This window comes from Oscillibacter sp. MSJ-31, from assembly GCF_018918025.1.
Classification (GTDB): Bacteria; Bacillota; Clostridia; order Oscillospirales; family Oscillospiraceae; genus Hominicoprocola.
The window spans coordinates 1-15,213 of sequence record NZ_JAHLPT010000015.1 but is presented as its reverse complement, the minus strand read 5'-3'; the positions used below and the strand labels follow the sequence as shown (position 1 = coordinate 15,213).

The window sequence follows — 15,213 nt, the reverse complement described above, 5'->3', positions numbered from 1 at the left end:
CTCTTTCTTACCGCCAGAGTCTCCGCATCGCATCATACGAAGCCTTCAGCCGTTCGTGATAAGCTACCCTGTTCCCCCAGCCCTTGAGCGCGGCGGGATAGAGCGGCGTGCGCTCCTGCGCCGCGCCGTCGGTAAGACCAAGGTACATCGTGTCGATGGTGATGTAGTCCACACCGTAGTTTTCATAGTAATCGTCGTGGATGGTCATGCGCGAGGGATCGGCAAAGTTCAGAAGCTGCCAGGGCAGCTTCAGCTCCACATAGTCGCCCGCGAAGATGAAGTCCGCGAGGGAATCGTAGTCCGGCGCGGCGGGGTTCGCGTTGCCGTAGGCAAGATCACCCGTCTCGTAGGTCTCAGAGCTTGCCTGCCAGTTGCCCGTGAGCAGCGGCATCGCCGTCTGGAGCATCAATTCGATGGGCTTGAAAAGCGGCGTGTCCGCGTCGGGCGGGTCAAGGTAAGCGTCCGCGTCGTGCGTTTCGTGGTAGAACATGGCGCGCAGCACCTCGTAGCGCTCCTGCACCAGGAGGCGGCTGTTGTCCCTGCCGTCGATGGCGAGGACGAAGTCCACCGGGTCCTCAAAGCGCAGGCCGAAGTTCTCGCAGTAGGTGCTGCCCGTCTTGGGCGTGGTGTCGATGGGGATGTAGAGCGCTTTCTGTCCGTTCGCAAAGCCCTTTTCATAGGCGAGCAGATAGATGAACTTCTCGTCGTATTTCATCGAAAGGGCGCGCGTGCCGGTATCGAAGAGTTTATCCTCCTCCGTCCACTCCGAGAGGTCGCCGTCCACATAGCAGACGCTTTCCTCCGCGCCGGGGTCGAAGGAGAGCAGACCGAAATACTGCTCGTTGGTCTGATAGTCGCTCCAGTACGGCGTGCGCTGGAGATTCACCGCGTGCATGGTGTTCCAGGTGCGCTTGAACCACTCGTCCTGCCAGGTAAAGACGCAGCCGCCCGCGCAGTTTGCCGCGGTGATGTCGCGCCAGCAGTCCACGAGCGCCTGCCCCTGCTCCTGCTCGGACATATGGCCCTGATTGCGTCCGGTGTTCCGGTCGATCTGCGCCATGCCGCGCCCGGTGGAAACGCCGAACTCGGAGATGACGACGGGCATCGTGTGATGCCGCCGCAGGGCGCGCAGATAGGCAAGGTAGGTGTTCGTCGTGCCGGTCTCATCGTAGAAGTCCGATCGGCGCAGCACGGAACCGATGGGCGTGCCGGGACCGGTCTCCACACGAGAGATGACGGCCTTGCCGTCCCAGATGGGCGTGCGGTCCATCACCGCGGGGTTGAGGATATAGTTGAGATAGTCGGGATAGTAGGGATAGACATGATAGGAAACGAATTGCCCGGCAAGAAAGGCGTCCTCCGCACGGATATGCTCCACATCCACCTGCGCGCACTTCATAAAAAAGGTCGTGATATCCTCCGGATAGAGGAACGGATCGGTGGTCGGCCAGTTGGAGAAGGCGACGAGCCGCTGGCTCTTATAGCGGCGGCTCTCGTATTCAATGATCCGGTCGCCCGCCTGCGCCAGCATGGACTCAAAGGCGGAGGCGTCCTCCGTCGCGGAGAGATACGCGCCCTGATAAGGCGCCATATCGGGATACTTGTGGTCGGTGTAGGCGACGGTCACATCCTCCCACTCCACACCGAGAATATAGCCGATGACCCAGCGGGAAACGTCCTTGGTGTAGAAGCCGGAGCCCGTTCCGCGCCCCAACGATATTTTGCGGTTTCCGTGCAGGACGTCGACCAGCGTGCGCCCGTCCTCGATAAACGCATCGAGAAAGTCCTTATCGTAGGCGTCGCGGTGGGAATTCTGCACATAGTCGTTGACCCACACGCCGTGGATCAGCCAGAGCGGCTCCTCGCCGTTCTCCTCGCGCAGCGTGTTGTATTCATAGAAGGCATTATAAAAATCGTCATGCAGCGTAATGTAAACGCGTACGGTATTGGCGCCCATCTCCTGCATCTGCCCGAACCAGCGCAGGTAGGTCTCCCTGTCGATGGCGTAGTCCGTCGCCCACTCGCCCGGAAGGCCGACGCCGAGGTTTACGCCCTTAACGATAAACGGCTCGGGACCGCTGCCGCGATCCATGTAAATGCTTTGCGTATCCGTGGTCATAAAGGCCGTCACCGGCTCGTCCGGCTTCAGGTCGATGTACCATCCCAGCCGGTAGCGCGCCGTGTCATAAGCAAGATAGAGCAGGATCAGAGCGGAAAGCGCGATGATAAATTTTTTCACGGCTCCGCCCTCGCTTTCTCAGTGGTTGAATTTCTTGTTTTTGGATTCGTGGCTGTACTGGCGAAGAATGTCGATATTCTCGTCCATCCACGCGCCGCGCTCCGTGCAGAAGCGCTTCATCTGCGCGACGGCCTCGGTGTGCGTGTGCGGGTTTCGCTCTGCGGGGGAGAGCATATCCTTATCCAGCGCGTAGCCCCAGACGGAGAAATTGCGATCGACGGCATCGCCGAGCCACGCGGTAACGTCGTCCATGTAGGCGCAGAGATACTCGTCGCTGAGGATGCCCTGACGCAGCTCGCGGTAGCGGTCGATGACGGCGTTCATAAAGTCCTCGTCCTTGCTGAGCATATAGTACCAGACATTGTATTGCAGCTCAAAATGCTGCGGCTCTGTGACCGGATGACTGTAGTTGTCACAGGCGGAGTTGAAGTCCCAGATGCACATTTTGTATTTGCCGCGCACATCCCTGTAGATATAGGTGGAAAGCCAGCCCGCATCATAGTTGCAGGTAAACTCGTTGAGGATAAAGTAGTCCACGAAAGAGCTCATGTCCGCCTGCTCCCACCATGCATAGGGCTCGGTATCATAGTCATAGGAGTAGAGTGACTTTTCAAAGTCGGAGAAATCCTGTGCGATCCACGCCGCGCGCTCCGGCGTAAGCCATTTTGTTCCCGGATAGACGATGTCCATATCCTGCAGATTTCGCAGGGCGTATTGGGAGAAGGTCTCGATGTTTTTGACCTCGTTGCCGCTGCCGCGGTCAAGGCGCAGAGCATAGCTCGTCTGCACCGTGTCCTTCGACGGCTCCGTGAGCTTCAAGCGGGCATCCGCGCCGGAGCTGACAGTCTCCGTCATAACATAAAGCCCCTGATGCACTCCGTTGAGCAGCACCTCGCAGAAGCGCACATTCGGCGCGTAGTCCATGATCTCGCCCGCAAGATTGTACCACATATAATTGCGGATGAGCGTCTTATCGAGGTACGGCCCATGCAGCGCCCACTCGTCGAAGGCATCCATGCCCAGCATGGCGACATCGCGCGAGGCCACACCGTCGTCCGTCAGCGTCTTGACAAGATAGCTGTGCTTATCAAAATAGCGCGAGGAGTTGCCTCGCACGCGAATGTCAATGACGCTCTGAAGCGTCGGCGCGTCCGCGGGGTGATTGTTGCCCTCGGCGTGATCCACCACCGAGACGGACGCGCGCAGCAGCGTACTGCCATCGGCGGTGGTGGTGAAGCGGTTGTTTTCGATGTTGCTGTCCGCATCGGGGATGGGAACGCCGGGGATCTCCGCGCCGCCGGTGTCGATGAGAACGAGCGGCAGATGAGAGCAGAGCAGATCTTCTCCGTGGTCGGCACAGGGTGTATAGGCGGGGCGCTCAAGATGCTGATGATAGCGTGGGTGCTCATCGGTCAGCACGGCTGACAGGTTTGTTGCGGATAGGAGGAGCAGCAGCGCGCAGGCCGCAAGAGCCATTCGCTTGTATTTCATGTTCGTCTCCGCTCCCCTCTTTCCGGTTTCTCAGTTCGACACCTCGTCGTTCTGCATGACAAGATTGACATAGTCGATGCTTCCCAGCGAATAGATGCTGCCGGGAATGTCCGGCGTTGTCTGCTCCGCGCGGCGCAGGAGCTTTTGCGTGATCTCGTAGATCAGCTCGACCGTATCCTCCGTCGTGTTTTCCACACGCAGCGTCGCTTTGGCGCGAAAGAGCTTGTAGACCTGCGCCTTGATCGGCTCCTGCTTGCTGCGGTGGGCGCGGATGATGAGCAGCATCCGGTTATCGCTCTTGATGCAGCCGAGCAGCAGGATCACCGCGAAGGTCACGGCGCTGCCGATGCAGGCCACGGCATAATCGCCCACGCCGCAGCAGATGCCGACAATGATGGACCAAAAAATATAAACCGTATCGCGCGAGTCCTTGATGGCGGTGCGGAAGCGGACGATGGACAGCGCGCCCACCATACCGAGAGACAGCGCGATGTTGTTGCCGATGACGGTCATGACCGTCCCCGTCAGCACCGCGAGAATGACGAGTGAGGCGTTGAACTTGCGGCTGTAGATCGTCCCGCGGTGGGAGATGGCGTAGGACAGGAAGATAAAAAAGCCCAGCACAGCGGCAAGGACGATATTGAGCAGAATATCCTCCCACGACATATCGCGGGGTGTGGTAAAAAGGTTCAGGATCTGTTGTCTCATGGTGTTTTCCTCCTATAGCCGCGTCTGACATCCGTTTTGGCGGGCAAGCACATATTTGCTGACAGAAAGCTCACTGCGATCCACGCTGTTGATCAGCTCGCGAAGATAATCGAGCAGAAAGCCGTTGTACTTGACCTCAAGCACCACGCAGTACGGATCGAGCACGGGGTTCATGTTCAGCCGCGGCGAAAAGAGGTCGAAGCAGCTCTCGACGGAAACAATGCGGCTGTCAAAGGTAATGCGTATTTTGTTCTCCTTGGCGATAAATGCCTTGCGATCGTATTCTACGATCGTTTTGGGGCGATAGCACCGGCTGTGCATCAGCGCGTAGCACTCCGCGGCAAAAGACTCCGGATACCGCAGCAGCGGCGCGTAGTCGCCGCGCGTGAGCGCTTGGGCATCCTCCCGTGTCACGCGCAGAGAGCGCTTGAGCTGGCTTGCGCCCTGCTTCTGCTTCATCTCCAGCATGGCGAAGTCTGCCGCCGGATCATAGCAGCGCAGGCGCAGCTTGCGCCGCAGCTCTACGCCCGCAGCCTTTTCGCGGAAGTCCCTGTCGTCGAGCGTATCGAAGTAAAGCGAGCGGACAGGGTAGCCGCTTATGCCGTTGTGCGGGTCCTCGTGCATGACCTGCGCGAGCCGATGGCAGGCTTGCAGCGCCTCCGGCAGCGAGATCAGATATTTCTTTTCCTCGCGGAACACGCGGTTCACCGATGCTCCCTCCTTTCGCAGAGAAAGAAACTGACCGCAGTCCTGCTAAGGCAATACCGCAGCTTTCACTGCGCGGTGTTGCCTTAAGAGTGCGGTCGGTCGATCATAGGGGCTCTTCCGCTCAGGCGTATGGCCCTGCAGCATAGTCTTTCGACAATTTTCCATCTTAAACGATTATACAGGGCTGCGCCGCATAAGTAAAGTCCTTTCTGGCATTTCATCAGCAATGTCAGCAGTGCCACTGTCAGCATCAGAAATCTGGCTATCAGCAGCACCGACTGTGCCTCCACTCTCTGCCCGATCTCCTCCAGGAGCATCATCACCGCCGGTTCCACCGTCATCCTCCTTGTCTGTGTCCTCCTTTGTCATGTCGATGCCCCAACCCTTCCGAGTGCCGCTTCCGCGTGCCATTCAGGGTGCCATTCCGAGTACCGGCGGCACACGGAATCTCTCCATGACGCAGTTTTTCTCAACCTGCCCCGCAAAAGATGCAAAAAAATCCGGTATCGCTCCAAACGGAACAATACCGGATTTTTGTCTGTTTTCAACTAATGATGTCTGCAAACGCAGTCACATCAAAGGTTTGCAAGTTTCAAGCCGCTTTGTGAACGCTCAAAAGATCGCTCACATTTCCTTGATTGCAGCCTGTGCAGCAATATAACTATGGCAAGTTAACTGTTTATACCCTTCCATGTGCCTTTCAGGGTGCCATAGTGATATTTCTCTATACATTGTCATTCGCTAATACTGACTGTCTGCATTAGCAAATCTGTATTGGTGTGGTTCTAATCCATATAATGCTTATAAGCATTATAGAGGAAGTGCAGGTAACCACTATGATTGATAAGCGGATCGGAAAACGAGTAAAAGAATGCCGTGAGCGTCTTGGCATCACGCAAGAGGAGCTTGCCGAAAAGACCGGCTTGACCACGAACTACATTTCTACTGTTGAACGTGGCATGTCCTTTCCTCGCTGCGAAAAGCTCATCATTCTACTCAACGGCCTTGAAACCTCTGCCGACTCCATTTTCTGTGATGTACTTGACTATGCTAGTGAATACAAGGCAAGTGAATTGTCGAAATCTCTTTCAAGCTTATCCCCAGATGCTCAAAAGCGTATCTTACAAATGGTAGAGCTTATGATCAAGCAAGAGTCCGAAAATAAATAACAAGTCCAAAATGAAATTAACTAGTCCAGAACCTGCTAGAAATTTTAGCAGGTTCTTTCAATTTCCGCTACAATTCGACAAATCTCTCTGCTATACTGTGTATTAGAGAACGATAAACAAACGCTAATATACAGAAAGAAGGACTTACATGAAAACCGTCTCCTGTGCTTTTACCGGCCACCGCCCACAAAGCTTGCCGTTTGGTTTCAATGAAACTGACAGCCGTTGTATTGCTCTTAAAAGGGCTTTACACGACCAAATCATCAATCTCATTGAGACTAATGGTGTCACTCATTTCATCTCTGGCATGGCTATCGGAGTTGATATGTTTGCCGCTGAAATCGTCCTTGGCCTAAAGGCCATATACCCAAACATTACGCTCGAGTGTGCCTTCCCCTGCGAAACTCAGGCTGCTAAATGGTCAGAAAACCTGCGTGACCGCTATTTTGACATTGCATCTAAATGCGACAAGGAGACACTTATTCAGCACCAGTATTCTATTGACTGCATGGACAAGAGAAACAAATATATGGTTGATAATGCCGACTATGTTCTATCCGTTTGGAATGGCAGTCACAGCGGAACCGGTGCCACAGTAAACTATGCCATTCGCCAAGGCAAGCCTGTCATAGCAATCAACCCAGTAACCCTTAATGTGGACAAACTATAAAAAAGAAAGACGCTGCCCACAAACTGAGCAGCGTCCTTTTTAGACCTTTGTTGTCCTAACATACACATCAACCAGAAGGTCTGTCCACCTTCCTGGTCTCACATGAGTACCACACTTATCCCTAAGCTTTTGAGCCTCTTCAAAGGGAATTGTGAAAGCAAAAGCGTGAGCGTAATATTTATCTCTGACCTCTATAGCATTTTTGGCTGCATCAGCATAGTTCACTATGCGTGTGCTCGTCTTATCAGAGCCATACCCCCGCATCGGGAACAGTTCCGGTGTTGCCGTCTGTGCATCGCCAGTAACATTCACAAGCCACTCAAAGCAATGATCGCTTTGCACAATCACACGATCAATAAACTTCTCCACCGTTTCATTGTCTAGCTGAGTGCCAGACACATTTATCATTCTCTGCATCTTCTTGAGGAATGCCCCTGCCTCATCCTTGTCAATCTTCTGTTCTTCGGCACACTCGCTGATGATTTCCTTTTGCTTCTCAATCGCCGCCGTGTATGCAGCATACTTGGACGTGAACACATCATGATCAATCTTGTCATCGGTGTAAAGGTCTAGTAATCGGTCTCTTTGCCTTGTAATTTTTCTTATCTGAGCCTCACACCTATCAGCAATGCTGATAGTACTGCTTTTCTTTTCTTGCTCTCGCTCGTCCATTTCATCAAAAGCATTTATCACAGCATCAAAGTGTGTCTTCCAGATGCCCTTGAACACCAACATGCCCATCAACTCAAATTGCCATGCCGGAATACTTCTAACATCACATGGTACATGCGATTTCATATAAATCATCATAGTCCGAATATTCAGCTGCTAACTTTTCAATCGGGAGTAGATCACGATTGCCATCAGTATTTAAGCTGTACCTGAATAATCCTTTTGCCTCAACTTCTTTTTCAATGATTTTTCTAATGGTATCAGCAGCCTTTTCCTTTTTCTTATCAAGCTGCTCAACTTCTGTATAGCTCTCAATCAAACGACCATCTGAACTAAGCTTTAAGCCAGAAACGCTTGTACCAGCACGAATCAGGTTCACGATGTAGTCACGGGTTGCAATACGCTCATCTCCTAGACAATCAATGTGATAAGCATTGTCGCCTCTGCGTAACTTGCTTGGATCACCGCATCCGTATGATATCTGGCCCTTAATTGTGTCTATATTGAATTTAGTTACGGGAATTTTCTCAATCAGATTGACATCAGCCATAATACCAGCTCCTTTTTATCAAAGAATTTACTTTCTATTACTGGAATGTATATCGCTTAGACGATCACAAAATATTCAATGAGTACCTATCTTTCTGCAATGCTCTCATCTCTTCCGCAATGTATGTACCACAATTACTTTCCCATAAACTCGCCTGTTTCTTTGAAATGACCCCACCCCCTAAATTGGAGGCGGGGTCATTTATTATTGTGTTAAGTTATAGATTTTACTCTGTTTAATAACTTACTTTGCTCCTTTGAATACACCGCACATGCATACGTTTAGAGTATTGGTTTGACTGTTATAAATGGCCTCCATATCAAAGCCAGGTCTTCCGTTATCATCAATATGCCCAACTTGTAAACATTTGAAAGGGCCTACAGTCTGATACTGCATAAAGTCATTCTTTCCAAGACCTGATTTGCAAACATTATAGGCATTTTTAAGAATCCGCTTCTTATCAATACCCTGTAGCTTACGAGTCATAGGCACTGTACGAATCTCAATACCAGTAAGAGCCTTAATAGATTTAATGTCCTTGCCCATAAATAGCTTAATTATATCTGCAGGTGCCATGCCGGTATTAACAAACTCTATGCCACAAACATATAAATACATATCACTAACAGGCCACTCACGATGAATCATTTTCTGATGGCAAACCTGCTCCATGTATCCATTTGCCAAATTCATATCACTGTTTAACATTATCAATTACCACCTTTATTAAAGAATTTACTTTCTATTACTGGAATGTATATCGCTTAGACGATCACAAAATATTCAATGAGTACCTATCTTTCTGCAATGCTCTCATCTCTTCCGCAATGTATGTATCACAATCACTCTAAGTCTCAATGTATATAAAAGAATGAAGATGGCCGCTGCACTGTATGTGCAACAGCCATCTTCATCAGTTTTTCACTTCATGCTCTAACAGCCATCTCAGGAGTTCATCATATCCGCTCTCACTTGCGGCCACAGATAAAATTATCTCAGACAGTTCTTCCTGTGTGTAATCAAGGTCAATTCCGTTCAGCGCGAGGAACACAAGCATTGTGTGTGCTCCGATTCGCTTGTTCCCGTCTACAAACGGATGATTTTTTACCAAGCCATACGCCAGTCTTGCCGCCTTTTGCTGAATAGACTGAAAAGCATCTGCACCGTCAAAACTCTGAAAGGGTGCTGCCAGGGCCGACTGCAATAGACCTTCATCCCTAAGTCCGTTTGAACCGCCGGTTGAAGCAATCAACTGGTCATGCAGCATTAGAACTTGTCTTTCAGTGATTATTTTCACTTTGCAAGCACCTCATAAGCCACACGGTTTTTATCTATGAGTCGTTTGGAAATCTTCATCAGGTCATCGTCATCCGCCTCCTGCACAGATTCTGCCTGACTGAACTCAATCACAAGATACCTTGGAGTGTTATTTTTCAGAATAACTGCCGATCCGTGTTCGTCAACTAGCCGTGCCACTTTAGAAAAATTACGATTCGCTTCTGTGAGAGAAACCAAATTATTTGTATTGACCATCATAACCAGTCACTCCTTTCACATTTATTATATACCAATAGTAGGATAAATACAACCTACTTTTTTGAAGCTCACAGAAATGGCCTGTCACAATAACTGTGACAGGCCATTCAGTATTGTTATTGCTTTATGTGAGGTCTTGGACGTTTGCGTTGGGGATGTAGAACGGACGAGTGTAGAACATATTTTCAACATCTGGCATAAACGCGTCAATGCCGAAGAATGTTCCCATATATCCTGAACCCTTACCAGATGCCTTTGCACTGTCACTCTTGTCATTCAGACGGAAAGCACTGACATGAGCATTTGTGAAAATGTTACTTGTAGAACTCTTAGCAGGGCAGAGGTTCGGGTCAAGTACACTTACTCTACGAGAAGGATCCTTAAAGCCAACCTTGTAGGTCATTGTCTGCATCGCTACATAGTATCCATCAAATGCCTCATTGTACCACTTGTTATCAGTGACCCAGGCTGCATTTTCATCGTTACCACGGTTACGAGAAATAGCATTGAGTACATTTCTCACTGCACCAGTCTTTTGGTCTAACTGATAAACCTCATTATTTGAGGTCTGGATACTTGCCATCACTTGGTCAACATTCTGAGTTCTTGTACCTAACAAGATTGCACCTGTCGGATTTGTTCCGTTCGTGTTAGCCAGCTGTGTCATCAGGCCACTGAATGTATCTTCCGTAGCAGGTGTCTTAGAAGGACTGCTCTGCTGCTTTGCGAAGTACACATTTCCTTCTGAGTCAGTGAAAATCTTGTACATTGTCACTACATAAGACTCACTCAGAATATCAATATCACCCTCAGAAGCACCATTACCGGAATTGCCAGCAAACAACAGGTACTTGCTATCAGTAGAAGCCTTTGTACTTAGACCAAGCTTGGACAGTGACTCACCGCCACGCTCAATCTTCACTGCATTATTGTTATCCCAAGGCATATTCAAAGACCAATCTTTGTTCACCCACTGAACTACCTTGTAGTTTTCAACAATGTCACGGTACTGCTCAATAAACTCATTGTTATTCTTGGTTACCTGAGCTGCACTGTACTCATTAGCGGTAGCACCATCAATCCAAGTATCTGTCGGGTTCACCATTGCACTGTATGTAATGGCTCTCAATGTAGTCTCAGTTCCAGTCGTGTTCAACTGATACATTGCACCGCCAGGGAGAACTTGGTTAGGCTTCCTCCACTCACTTCCGTTTGTCGCTCTATTATGGATTGACCACTGTTGAGAAGTCATCTGCAATCCATACTTACCAGAAGTCTGTGTCGGATTGTACCAGCCAACCTCAATAGCATTTGTCGGGAGGATTGAAGACTGCTTATCAGACAGCACATACGCCGTTCTATCTTTCAGATAAGTACCAAGAGCACCGTTGAAAGTGTTTCCAGGCTGTGCCAATTGCTTAAATAACTTTGCTCCTTCGGTGTTATATTGGGTAGTATCATAACCGTCCTGCGTATACTGGAAACTCATTCTGATATAAGGATTGAACTTTAAGGTGGTTTCACACTTCTTATTGAACGAGTTAATAAGAAATCTGCCTGAGGTTACACCCTGAATTGCTCCAATATCGGTACTGGACAGGCCGTGACTTACACCGGCATAGCAGAAGATTTTCACCGAGCCAGTAAAATCAATCGTATCAGGTGTCATTGTTGGTGTCGCTGAACCTGGAGCATGTCCACTGTAACTGTGGCTAATAACGACAGAGGACGGAGTTCCGTTCAAAGTCAGCGTGATCGGCCTTGTGTATTCAGCACCAGTAGCACGCTTAGCAGGATTACTATTTGCGCTTCCAAATAGAGTTGCCAAGTTACTGTAACCGCTCATATCAGACTGCTTATATTTTGCCAAGGTCACAGTGTCCACGCAACCGCGCCAAATTGTAGTAAACTGCGCTACTCCATCATCATTATGGTATTCAGGGCCATTGTCCCAGTTAAACCCTCCAGCAGCTGCTATCTTTGTCGTTGCTGTTGATCCAGCTCCACTGCTTGTCACCACAATCGGCTTAAATACACTTGCTGCCCCACTCTTCGACTGAGTTTCAACAGAGGTCGGTGTTTGGCCTACGCTGTAAGTAAATACTGCATCACCAACGTACTCTCGATGGCAGGTATGATAGGTTGTGTAACTATGTGACTTTCCATTGCTATCAGTGTAGCTATGTCTTACAGAATAGGTGTGGTCACCAATGGGTTCAAGTTTACAATTAAATATGTAACTGCCCCAGTTTGAACTTTGCGTTGCATCCTCGCCAAACTTCTTGTCTGTACCAATAGCACGGTTCAGCTGTGACTCGCTTATAATGTTGGCTCCATATTCAACCTGAGTAGCAACATCGGTTTTCAGAAGTCTCACATATAAGGTGGTAGCCATTGACTCAGCCGAGGAAGTCTCGGCATATTTTCCAATGTAAACGGTATTTGCCGCTGATCCAGCCGGTTTGCCCTTGACCGTGCTCCAACTATACTCTGAACCACTTATTACTGGCATTGTATTAACATCTTCCCAAGTTAGGCTCTCACTCCTTGCGTTGCTATGCAGAGTGTTACTTGTGAAGTAGGCAATCACCTTATAGGTAGGTTCATGCTCAATGTGTATCATACCAGGCTCGTTAGTCTTATATGTCGTAGTCACGTGTTCAACACTGCCATCCTCATGCTGATAGTCATAAACCTTGACAATATTTATGTTGTAACTACCGTCACCCGGGTCTGGCTTTGTCGGATCCGGTGCAGGGTGCGGGGTATCTCCAATGTCTTTATCATAAGTCGGAACGCCACCCTTACCTGCAAAGGTGTACCAGTGCATTGCGTATCCGAGTGACGAATTGCCAAGTGTCGAATTTGTTAGGCTTGAACTTGGAACGTTCACTGTGTCAACATGCTTTCCACCTTCAAAGGATAGAGCATCCTCGGAGTCCTTCAAAATCAGACAGGCAGCACCAATCTTATTGATAGCATTGTTATAATGCCCACCCTTACCGCCATCTGTCCAACCACCTGCCTTTGAGGCTTGTTCCACCTGCCACTTACCATAGTTAGTAGGTGTTCCATAGAACCATGAGGAATAAGTGCTTGCACAGCCAGCCGTTGCCGGTCTAAACCAGAACACAGGCTCAATGCCAATATCATACTCGTTGGTGTAGCAGGTATAGGTGATAGCATCATTTGCATCCCCACTGCCCGTAGCTTCAAGTTCTGATTTTGCATCAACGCCGTTTGTAAACTGGAATATGTACCCGTCAGGCGATTTGAAATTCAGTATCACAAACAGGTTTCCGTTGCCGGTGGACTTGTCTACAGCTGCGTATGAAATGTTGAACCAACTGTCAACGGCGTTCTTAGCAGATACTCTCAATGTTGTCTTTTTATTATTGATGTTGGTCTGCTGCCTTCCTGTCAATGACGGAAGAATTACATTATAAAAACTTGTGTAGAAATCGCTGTCTGAAAGGGAAGTTGAAATAGGTGAGTAGGCTCTATATTTACTCTTGTCCTCAATCTTTCCATCCTGCATATCTACAGTCAGGTTGTACAGTCCTTGATAAAGCCTTATCTGATCTCTCGTGGGCCATGTTCTAGCCGCAATATTGGATTTCAGAGCAGAAACCTTGTTGCTATATGCCATGTTCAATGACTTCTCAATCATTGCAGCATTATTGCCGCTATATGAACTCTTAATTGCACTGACCAGACTGGCAATCTCACCTTGAATGGCAGACTGAGCATCACTTGAAGTAAAAATACCAAGGTTATAATAGTAATCAGCCTTAGTGCCTATATCGTATCCAGCCAGTCTTTCCATCAGGTCATATATGCTGTTGTCTGGTGTAACAGGATCCTGCTTTGATGGTGTCAGTGGTACTCCAGAATTTCCACCCTTATAATCACTGCCGCCCCAGCTCGGAGCTACATAGGATCCAATGTTACCCTCACCATTCAGCATCCATGACTTAACGGAGTCACCATTGCCAACGAATGTTGAGGTATAAACCATTGGCAACGGCCACTCAGAGGTAGTACCTTTGATTTGCTCCTGAGGTATCCTCTTATATGCGCTGGGCACTCCAAGCTTTGTTTCAAGGTGAGCCTCAGCAGCCTTTAGTTCATTTGTTCCACCGTTTGCCGTTCTAACAAAATCAACTACGTTTGAAACTATTTCACCAGTCTTGCTATCATATATATAAATACGGTAGCCGGACAGGGAAGTGGAGAATGTACCCTTTGCTGTGCCACCTCCAGAACCTCCAGAACCGCCGTGCCCCTCTGCATCTACAGCTGCAAATGACACTGTCATGCTAGAAAACATCATTACGGCTGCAAGCATTGCAGCCACTATGTTCTTTACCTTCATTCCATTTACCTCCAATTGCCACTTAGTTAATAGTGTAGCCGTGCTGAGTAGTGTGCTCCTGTTCTGGCATCTCAACATCCCACAAGGAGTCATCAATCAGAATACCTTCAACCGAGTAATCTTTCTTTGTTTGGTCATTCTCACCCGTTGGCTCGTCCACACCGTTAAACTCTGTAAAGTGTTCGTCATAAGCACCTGCATCATCAGGAATGATTACATTTGGCTGCTCAGGCTGTTGCGGCTGCTCTGCTGTTTCACCGCCGTTATTGATCAGATTGTCATAGTACTCATCAATTTCTTCCGGTGTCATTTCTGTTGTTTTTGGAGTAATGGTTTTCTTCTCACCATTCTCATCTAAATAAACAATGCTACCGTCATCCAAGAACTCAAGTATGCTATCAGGCTCAACTGTCACACTATCATCTGAACTGTTTATCGCATCAACCATGCTGTCCGGCAGCTTCTCATTCATCATGTCCAAAATGTCCTGCTCAGTCATATCTGGCAGTACCTCTTCAATATTGGACTTTGCATCTTCCTTAGGTGCCATTGTCTTAAAAAGCAATGCACCTGCTACTACAGCCAACAGGACTACGCCTATTGCTGCAATTATCCATTTTGTATACAGAGCATTATATATCTGCTTTTTTCTATCCTTATTAAGTATTATCATTGCTACTATGCCAAAAATAAGTATCACAATTAGTGCATTACCTAATTGTTGTGTATCTTCTATAAAGCAAGTTGCAATAATCACCCAAACTACCTGCCCTAAAGCAACAAGTAAGCACTCATAGAAGTAATTAACGTTTATAGATGCCTTCTCACTTGTCTTTGAGTAATTATACAATGATTGAACAGCCAGACCGGCAAGCAGTGCAGCTGCTGCATACGACCCATAGTTTTTCTTACTCATGCCTACATTCCACCGTTATACAAAATCTCAAAATAAGTTTATAAAATTTATATTTAGTTAGTAAGCGGTAAATAACCCGTACCTTGACAAAGAAGGTCGGCGGCCACGCAAAGATGGCTGCCGACCTTCAGTTAAGAGTCTTTCCTGCAAATATCCGGTAGGTTTTCGGACCAGGGCAT

The 15,213-nt window shown here is 48.7% G+C and carries 15 protein-coding genes; 3 read left to right on the top strand and 12 right to left on the bottom strand.

What is annotated here, in order from left to right; translation table 11 throughout:
- Window positions 1-7 precede the first annotated feature (7 nt).
- The 5 genes from KQI17_RS09860 to KQI17_RS09840 all read right to left on the bottom strand — a co-directional run bounded on the left by KQI17_RS09860 (window position 8) and on the right by KQI17_RS09840 (window position 5,515).
- Window positions 8-2,239 (bottom strand): hypothetical protein, encoded by a 2,232-nt coding sequence (locus KQI17_RS09860; protein WP_216495998.1) that lies wholly within the window; start codon window positions 2,237-2,239, stop codon window positions 8-10.
- A gap of 18 nt (window positions 2,240-2,257) precedes the next feature.
- Window positions 2,258-3,730: a CotH kinase family protein gene (locus tag KQI17_RS09855; protein ID WP_216495996.1), complete on the bottom strand. Its 1,473-nt coding sequence runs from the start codon at window positions 3,728-3,730 to the stop codon at window positions 2,258-2,260.
- A gap of 30 nt (window positions 3,731-3,760) precedes the next feature.
- Window positions 3,761-4,438 (bottom strand): DUF4956 domain-containing protein, encoded by a 678-nt coding sequence (locus KQI17_RS09850; protein WP_118623185.1) that lies wholly within the window; start codon window positions 4,436-4,438, stop codon window positions 3,761-3,763.
- A 12-nt stretch (window positions 4,439-4,450) separates the two neighbouring features.
- Entirely contained in the window at window positions 4,451-5,146 is a 696-nt protein-coding gene (locus KQI17_RS09845) for a polyphosphate polymerase domain-containing protein (protein ID WP_178252767.1), read from the bottom strand.
- 174 nt (window positions 5,147-5,320) lie between these two features.
- The gene (locus tag KQI17_RS09840; RefSeq protein ID WP_216495994.1) at window positions 5,321-5,515 is read right to left on the bottom strand and encodes a hypothetical protein; all 195 of its coding nucleotides are present in this window, start codon (window positions 5,513-5,515) and stop codon (window positions 5,321-5,323) included.
- Between the two features lie 85 nt (window positions 5,516-5,600).
- Here KQI17_RS09840 and KQI17_RS09835 point away from each other — a divergent pair, with 85 nt between their 5' ends.
- From KQI17_RS09835 to KQI17_RS09825, 3 genes are all read left to right on the top strand, one after another.
- The gene (locus KQI17_RS09835) at window positions 5,601-5,807 is read left to right on the top strand and encodes a hypothetical protein (RefSeq protein WP_216495992.1); all 207 of its coding nucleotides are present in this window, start codon (window positions 5,601-5,603) and stop codon (window positions 5,805-5,807) included.
- A gap of 175 nt (window positions 5,808-5,982) precedes the next feature.
- Window positions 5,983-6,315, top strand: coding sequence for a helix-turn-helix domain-containing protein (locus tag KQI17_RS09830; RefSeq protein ID WP_216495990.1), 333 nt, complete (start codon window positions 5,983-5,985; stop codon window positions 6,313-6,315).
- A 148-nt stretch (window positions 6,316-6,463) separates the two neighbouring features.
- The gene (locus KQI17_RS09825; RefSeq protein ID WP_216495988.1) at window positions 6,464-6,985 is read left to right on the top strand and encodes an SLOG family protein; all 522 of its coding nucleotides are present in this window, start codon (window positions 6,464-6,466) and stop codon (window positions 6,983-6,985) included.
- A 39-nt stretch (window positions 6,986-7,024) separates the two neighbouring features.
- Here the strand turns inward: KQI17_RS09825 and KQI17_RS09820 are convergent, their stop codons facing one another.
- The 7 genes from KQI17_RS09820 to KQI17_RS09790 all read right to left on the bottom strand — a co-directional run bounded on the left by KQI17_RS09820 (window position 7,025) and on the right by KQI17_RS09790 (window position 15,034).
- Window positions 7,025-7,795 (bottom strand): hypothetical protein, encoded by a 771-nt coding sequence (locus KQI17_RS09820; protein ID WP_216495986.1) that lies wholly within the window; start codon window positions 7,793-7,795, stop codon window positions 7,025-7,027.
- Window positions 7,761-8,207: a hypothetical protein gene (locus KQI17_RS09815; RefSeq protein ID WP_216495985.1), complete on the bottom strand. Its 447-nt coding sequence runs from the start codon at window positions 8,205-8,207 to the stop codon at window positions 7,761-7,763. Before KQI17_RS09815 ends, KQI17_RS09820 begins: the two co-directional genes overlap by 35 nt.
- 243 nt (window positions 8,208-8,450) lie before the next feature.
- On the bottom strand, window positions 8,451-8,915 hold the full coding sequence (locus KQI17_RS09810) for a hypothetical protein (protein ID WP_216495983.1): 465 nt from the start codon (window positions 8,913-8,915) through the stop codon (window positions 8,451-8,453).
- Between the two features lie 205 nt (window positions 8,916-9,120).
- Window positions 9,121-9,504: a type II toxin-antitoxin system death-on-curing family toxin gene (locus KQI17_RS09805; RefSeq protein WP_216495981.1), complete on the bottom strand. Its 384-nt coding sequence runs from the start codon at window positions 9,502-9,504 to the stop codon at window positions 9,121-9,123.
- Window positions 9,501-9,743 (bottom strand): type II toxin-antitoxin system Phd/YefM family antitoxin, encoded by a 243-nt coding sequence (locus tag KQI17_RS09800; protein ID WP_216495979.1) that lies wholly within the window; start codon window positions 9,741-9,743, stop codon window positions 9,501-9,503. The genes KQI17_RS09805 and KQI17_RS09800 overlap by 4 nt, the downstream gene beginning before the upstream one ends.
- A gap of 124 nt (window positions 9,744-9,867) precedes the next feature.
- Window positions 9,868-14,118 carry a hypothetical protein gene (locus KQI17_RS09795; RefSeq protein ID WP_216495978.1) on the bottom strand — a complete coding sequence of 1,417 codons (4,251 nt, stop codon included), beginning with the start codon at window positions 14,116-14,118 and terminating at the stop codon, window positions 9,868-9,870.
- Between the two features lie 22 nt (window positions 14,119-14,140).
- Entirely contained in the window at window positions 14,141-15,034 is an 894-nt protein-coding gene (locus KQI17_RS09790) for a hypothetical protein (protein WP_216495976.1), read from the bottom strand.
- Between the last annotated feature and the right edge of the window lie 179 nt (window positions 15,035-15,213).

What these genes read in the sequence shown, in the direction of transcription:
- KQI17_RS09855 (WP_216495996.1), bottom strand. Translation starts at nt 3,730, where the DNA reads ATGAAATACAAGCGAATGGCTCTTGCGGCCTGCGCGCTGCTGCTCCTC.
- KQI17_RS09850 (WP_118623185.1), bottom strand. Translation starts at nt 4,438, where the DNA reads ATGAGACAACAGATCCTGAACCTTTTTACCACACCCCGCGATATGTCG.
- KQI17_RS09840 (WP_216495994.1), bottom strand. Translation starts at nt 5,515, where the DNA reads ATGACAAAGGAGGACACAGACAAGGAGGATGACGGTGGAACCGGCGGT.
- KQI17_RS09835 (WP_216495992.1), top strand. Translation starts at nt 5,601, where the DNA reads ATGACGCAGTTTTTCTCAACCTGCCCCGCAAAAGATGCAAAAAAATCC.
- KQI17_RS09830 (WP_216495990.1), top strand. Translation starts at nt 5,983, where the DNA reads ATGATTGATAAGCGGATCGGAAAACGAGTAAAAGAATGCCGTGAGCGT.
- KQI17_RS09825 (WP_216495988.1), top strand. Translation starts at nt 6,464, where the DNA reads ATGAAAACCGTCTCCTGTGCTTTTACCGGCCACCGCCCACAAAGCTTG.
- KQI17_RS09820 (WP_216495986.1), bottom strand. Translation starts at nt 7,795, where the DNA reads ATGATGATTTATATGAAATCGCATGTACCATGTGATGTTAGAAGTATT.
- KQI17_RS09815 (WP_216495985.1), bottom strand. Translation starts at nt 8,207, where the DNA reads ATGGCTGATGTCAATCTGATTGAGAAAATTCCCGTAACTAAATTCAAT.
- KQI17_RS09810 (WP_216495983.1), bottom strand. Translation starts at nt 8,915, where the DNA reads ATGTTAAACAGTGATATGAATTTGGCAAATGGATACATGGAGCAGGTT.
- KQI17_RS09800 (WP_216495979.1), bottom strand. Translation starts at nt 9,743, where the DNA reads ATGATGGTCAATACAAATAATTTGGTTTCTCTCACAGAAGCGAATCGT.
- KQI17_RS09795 (WP_216495978.1), bottom strand. Translation starts at nt 14,118, where the DNA reads ATGAAGGTAAAGAACATAGTGGCTGCAATGCTTGCAGCCGTAATGATG.
- KQI17_RS09790 (WP_216495976.1), bottom strand. Translation starts at nt 15,034, where the DNA reads ATGAGTAAGAAAAACTATGGGTCGTATGCAGCAGCTGCACTGCTTGCC.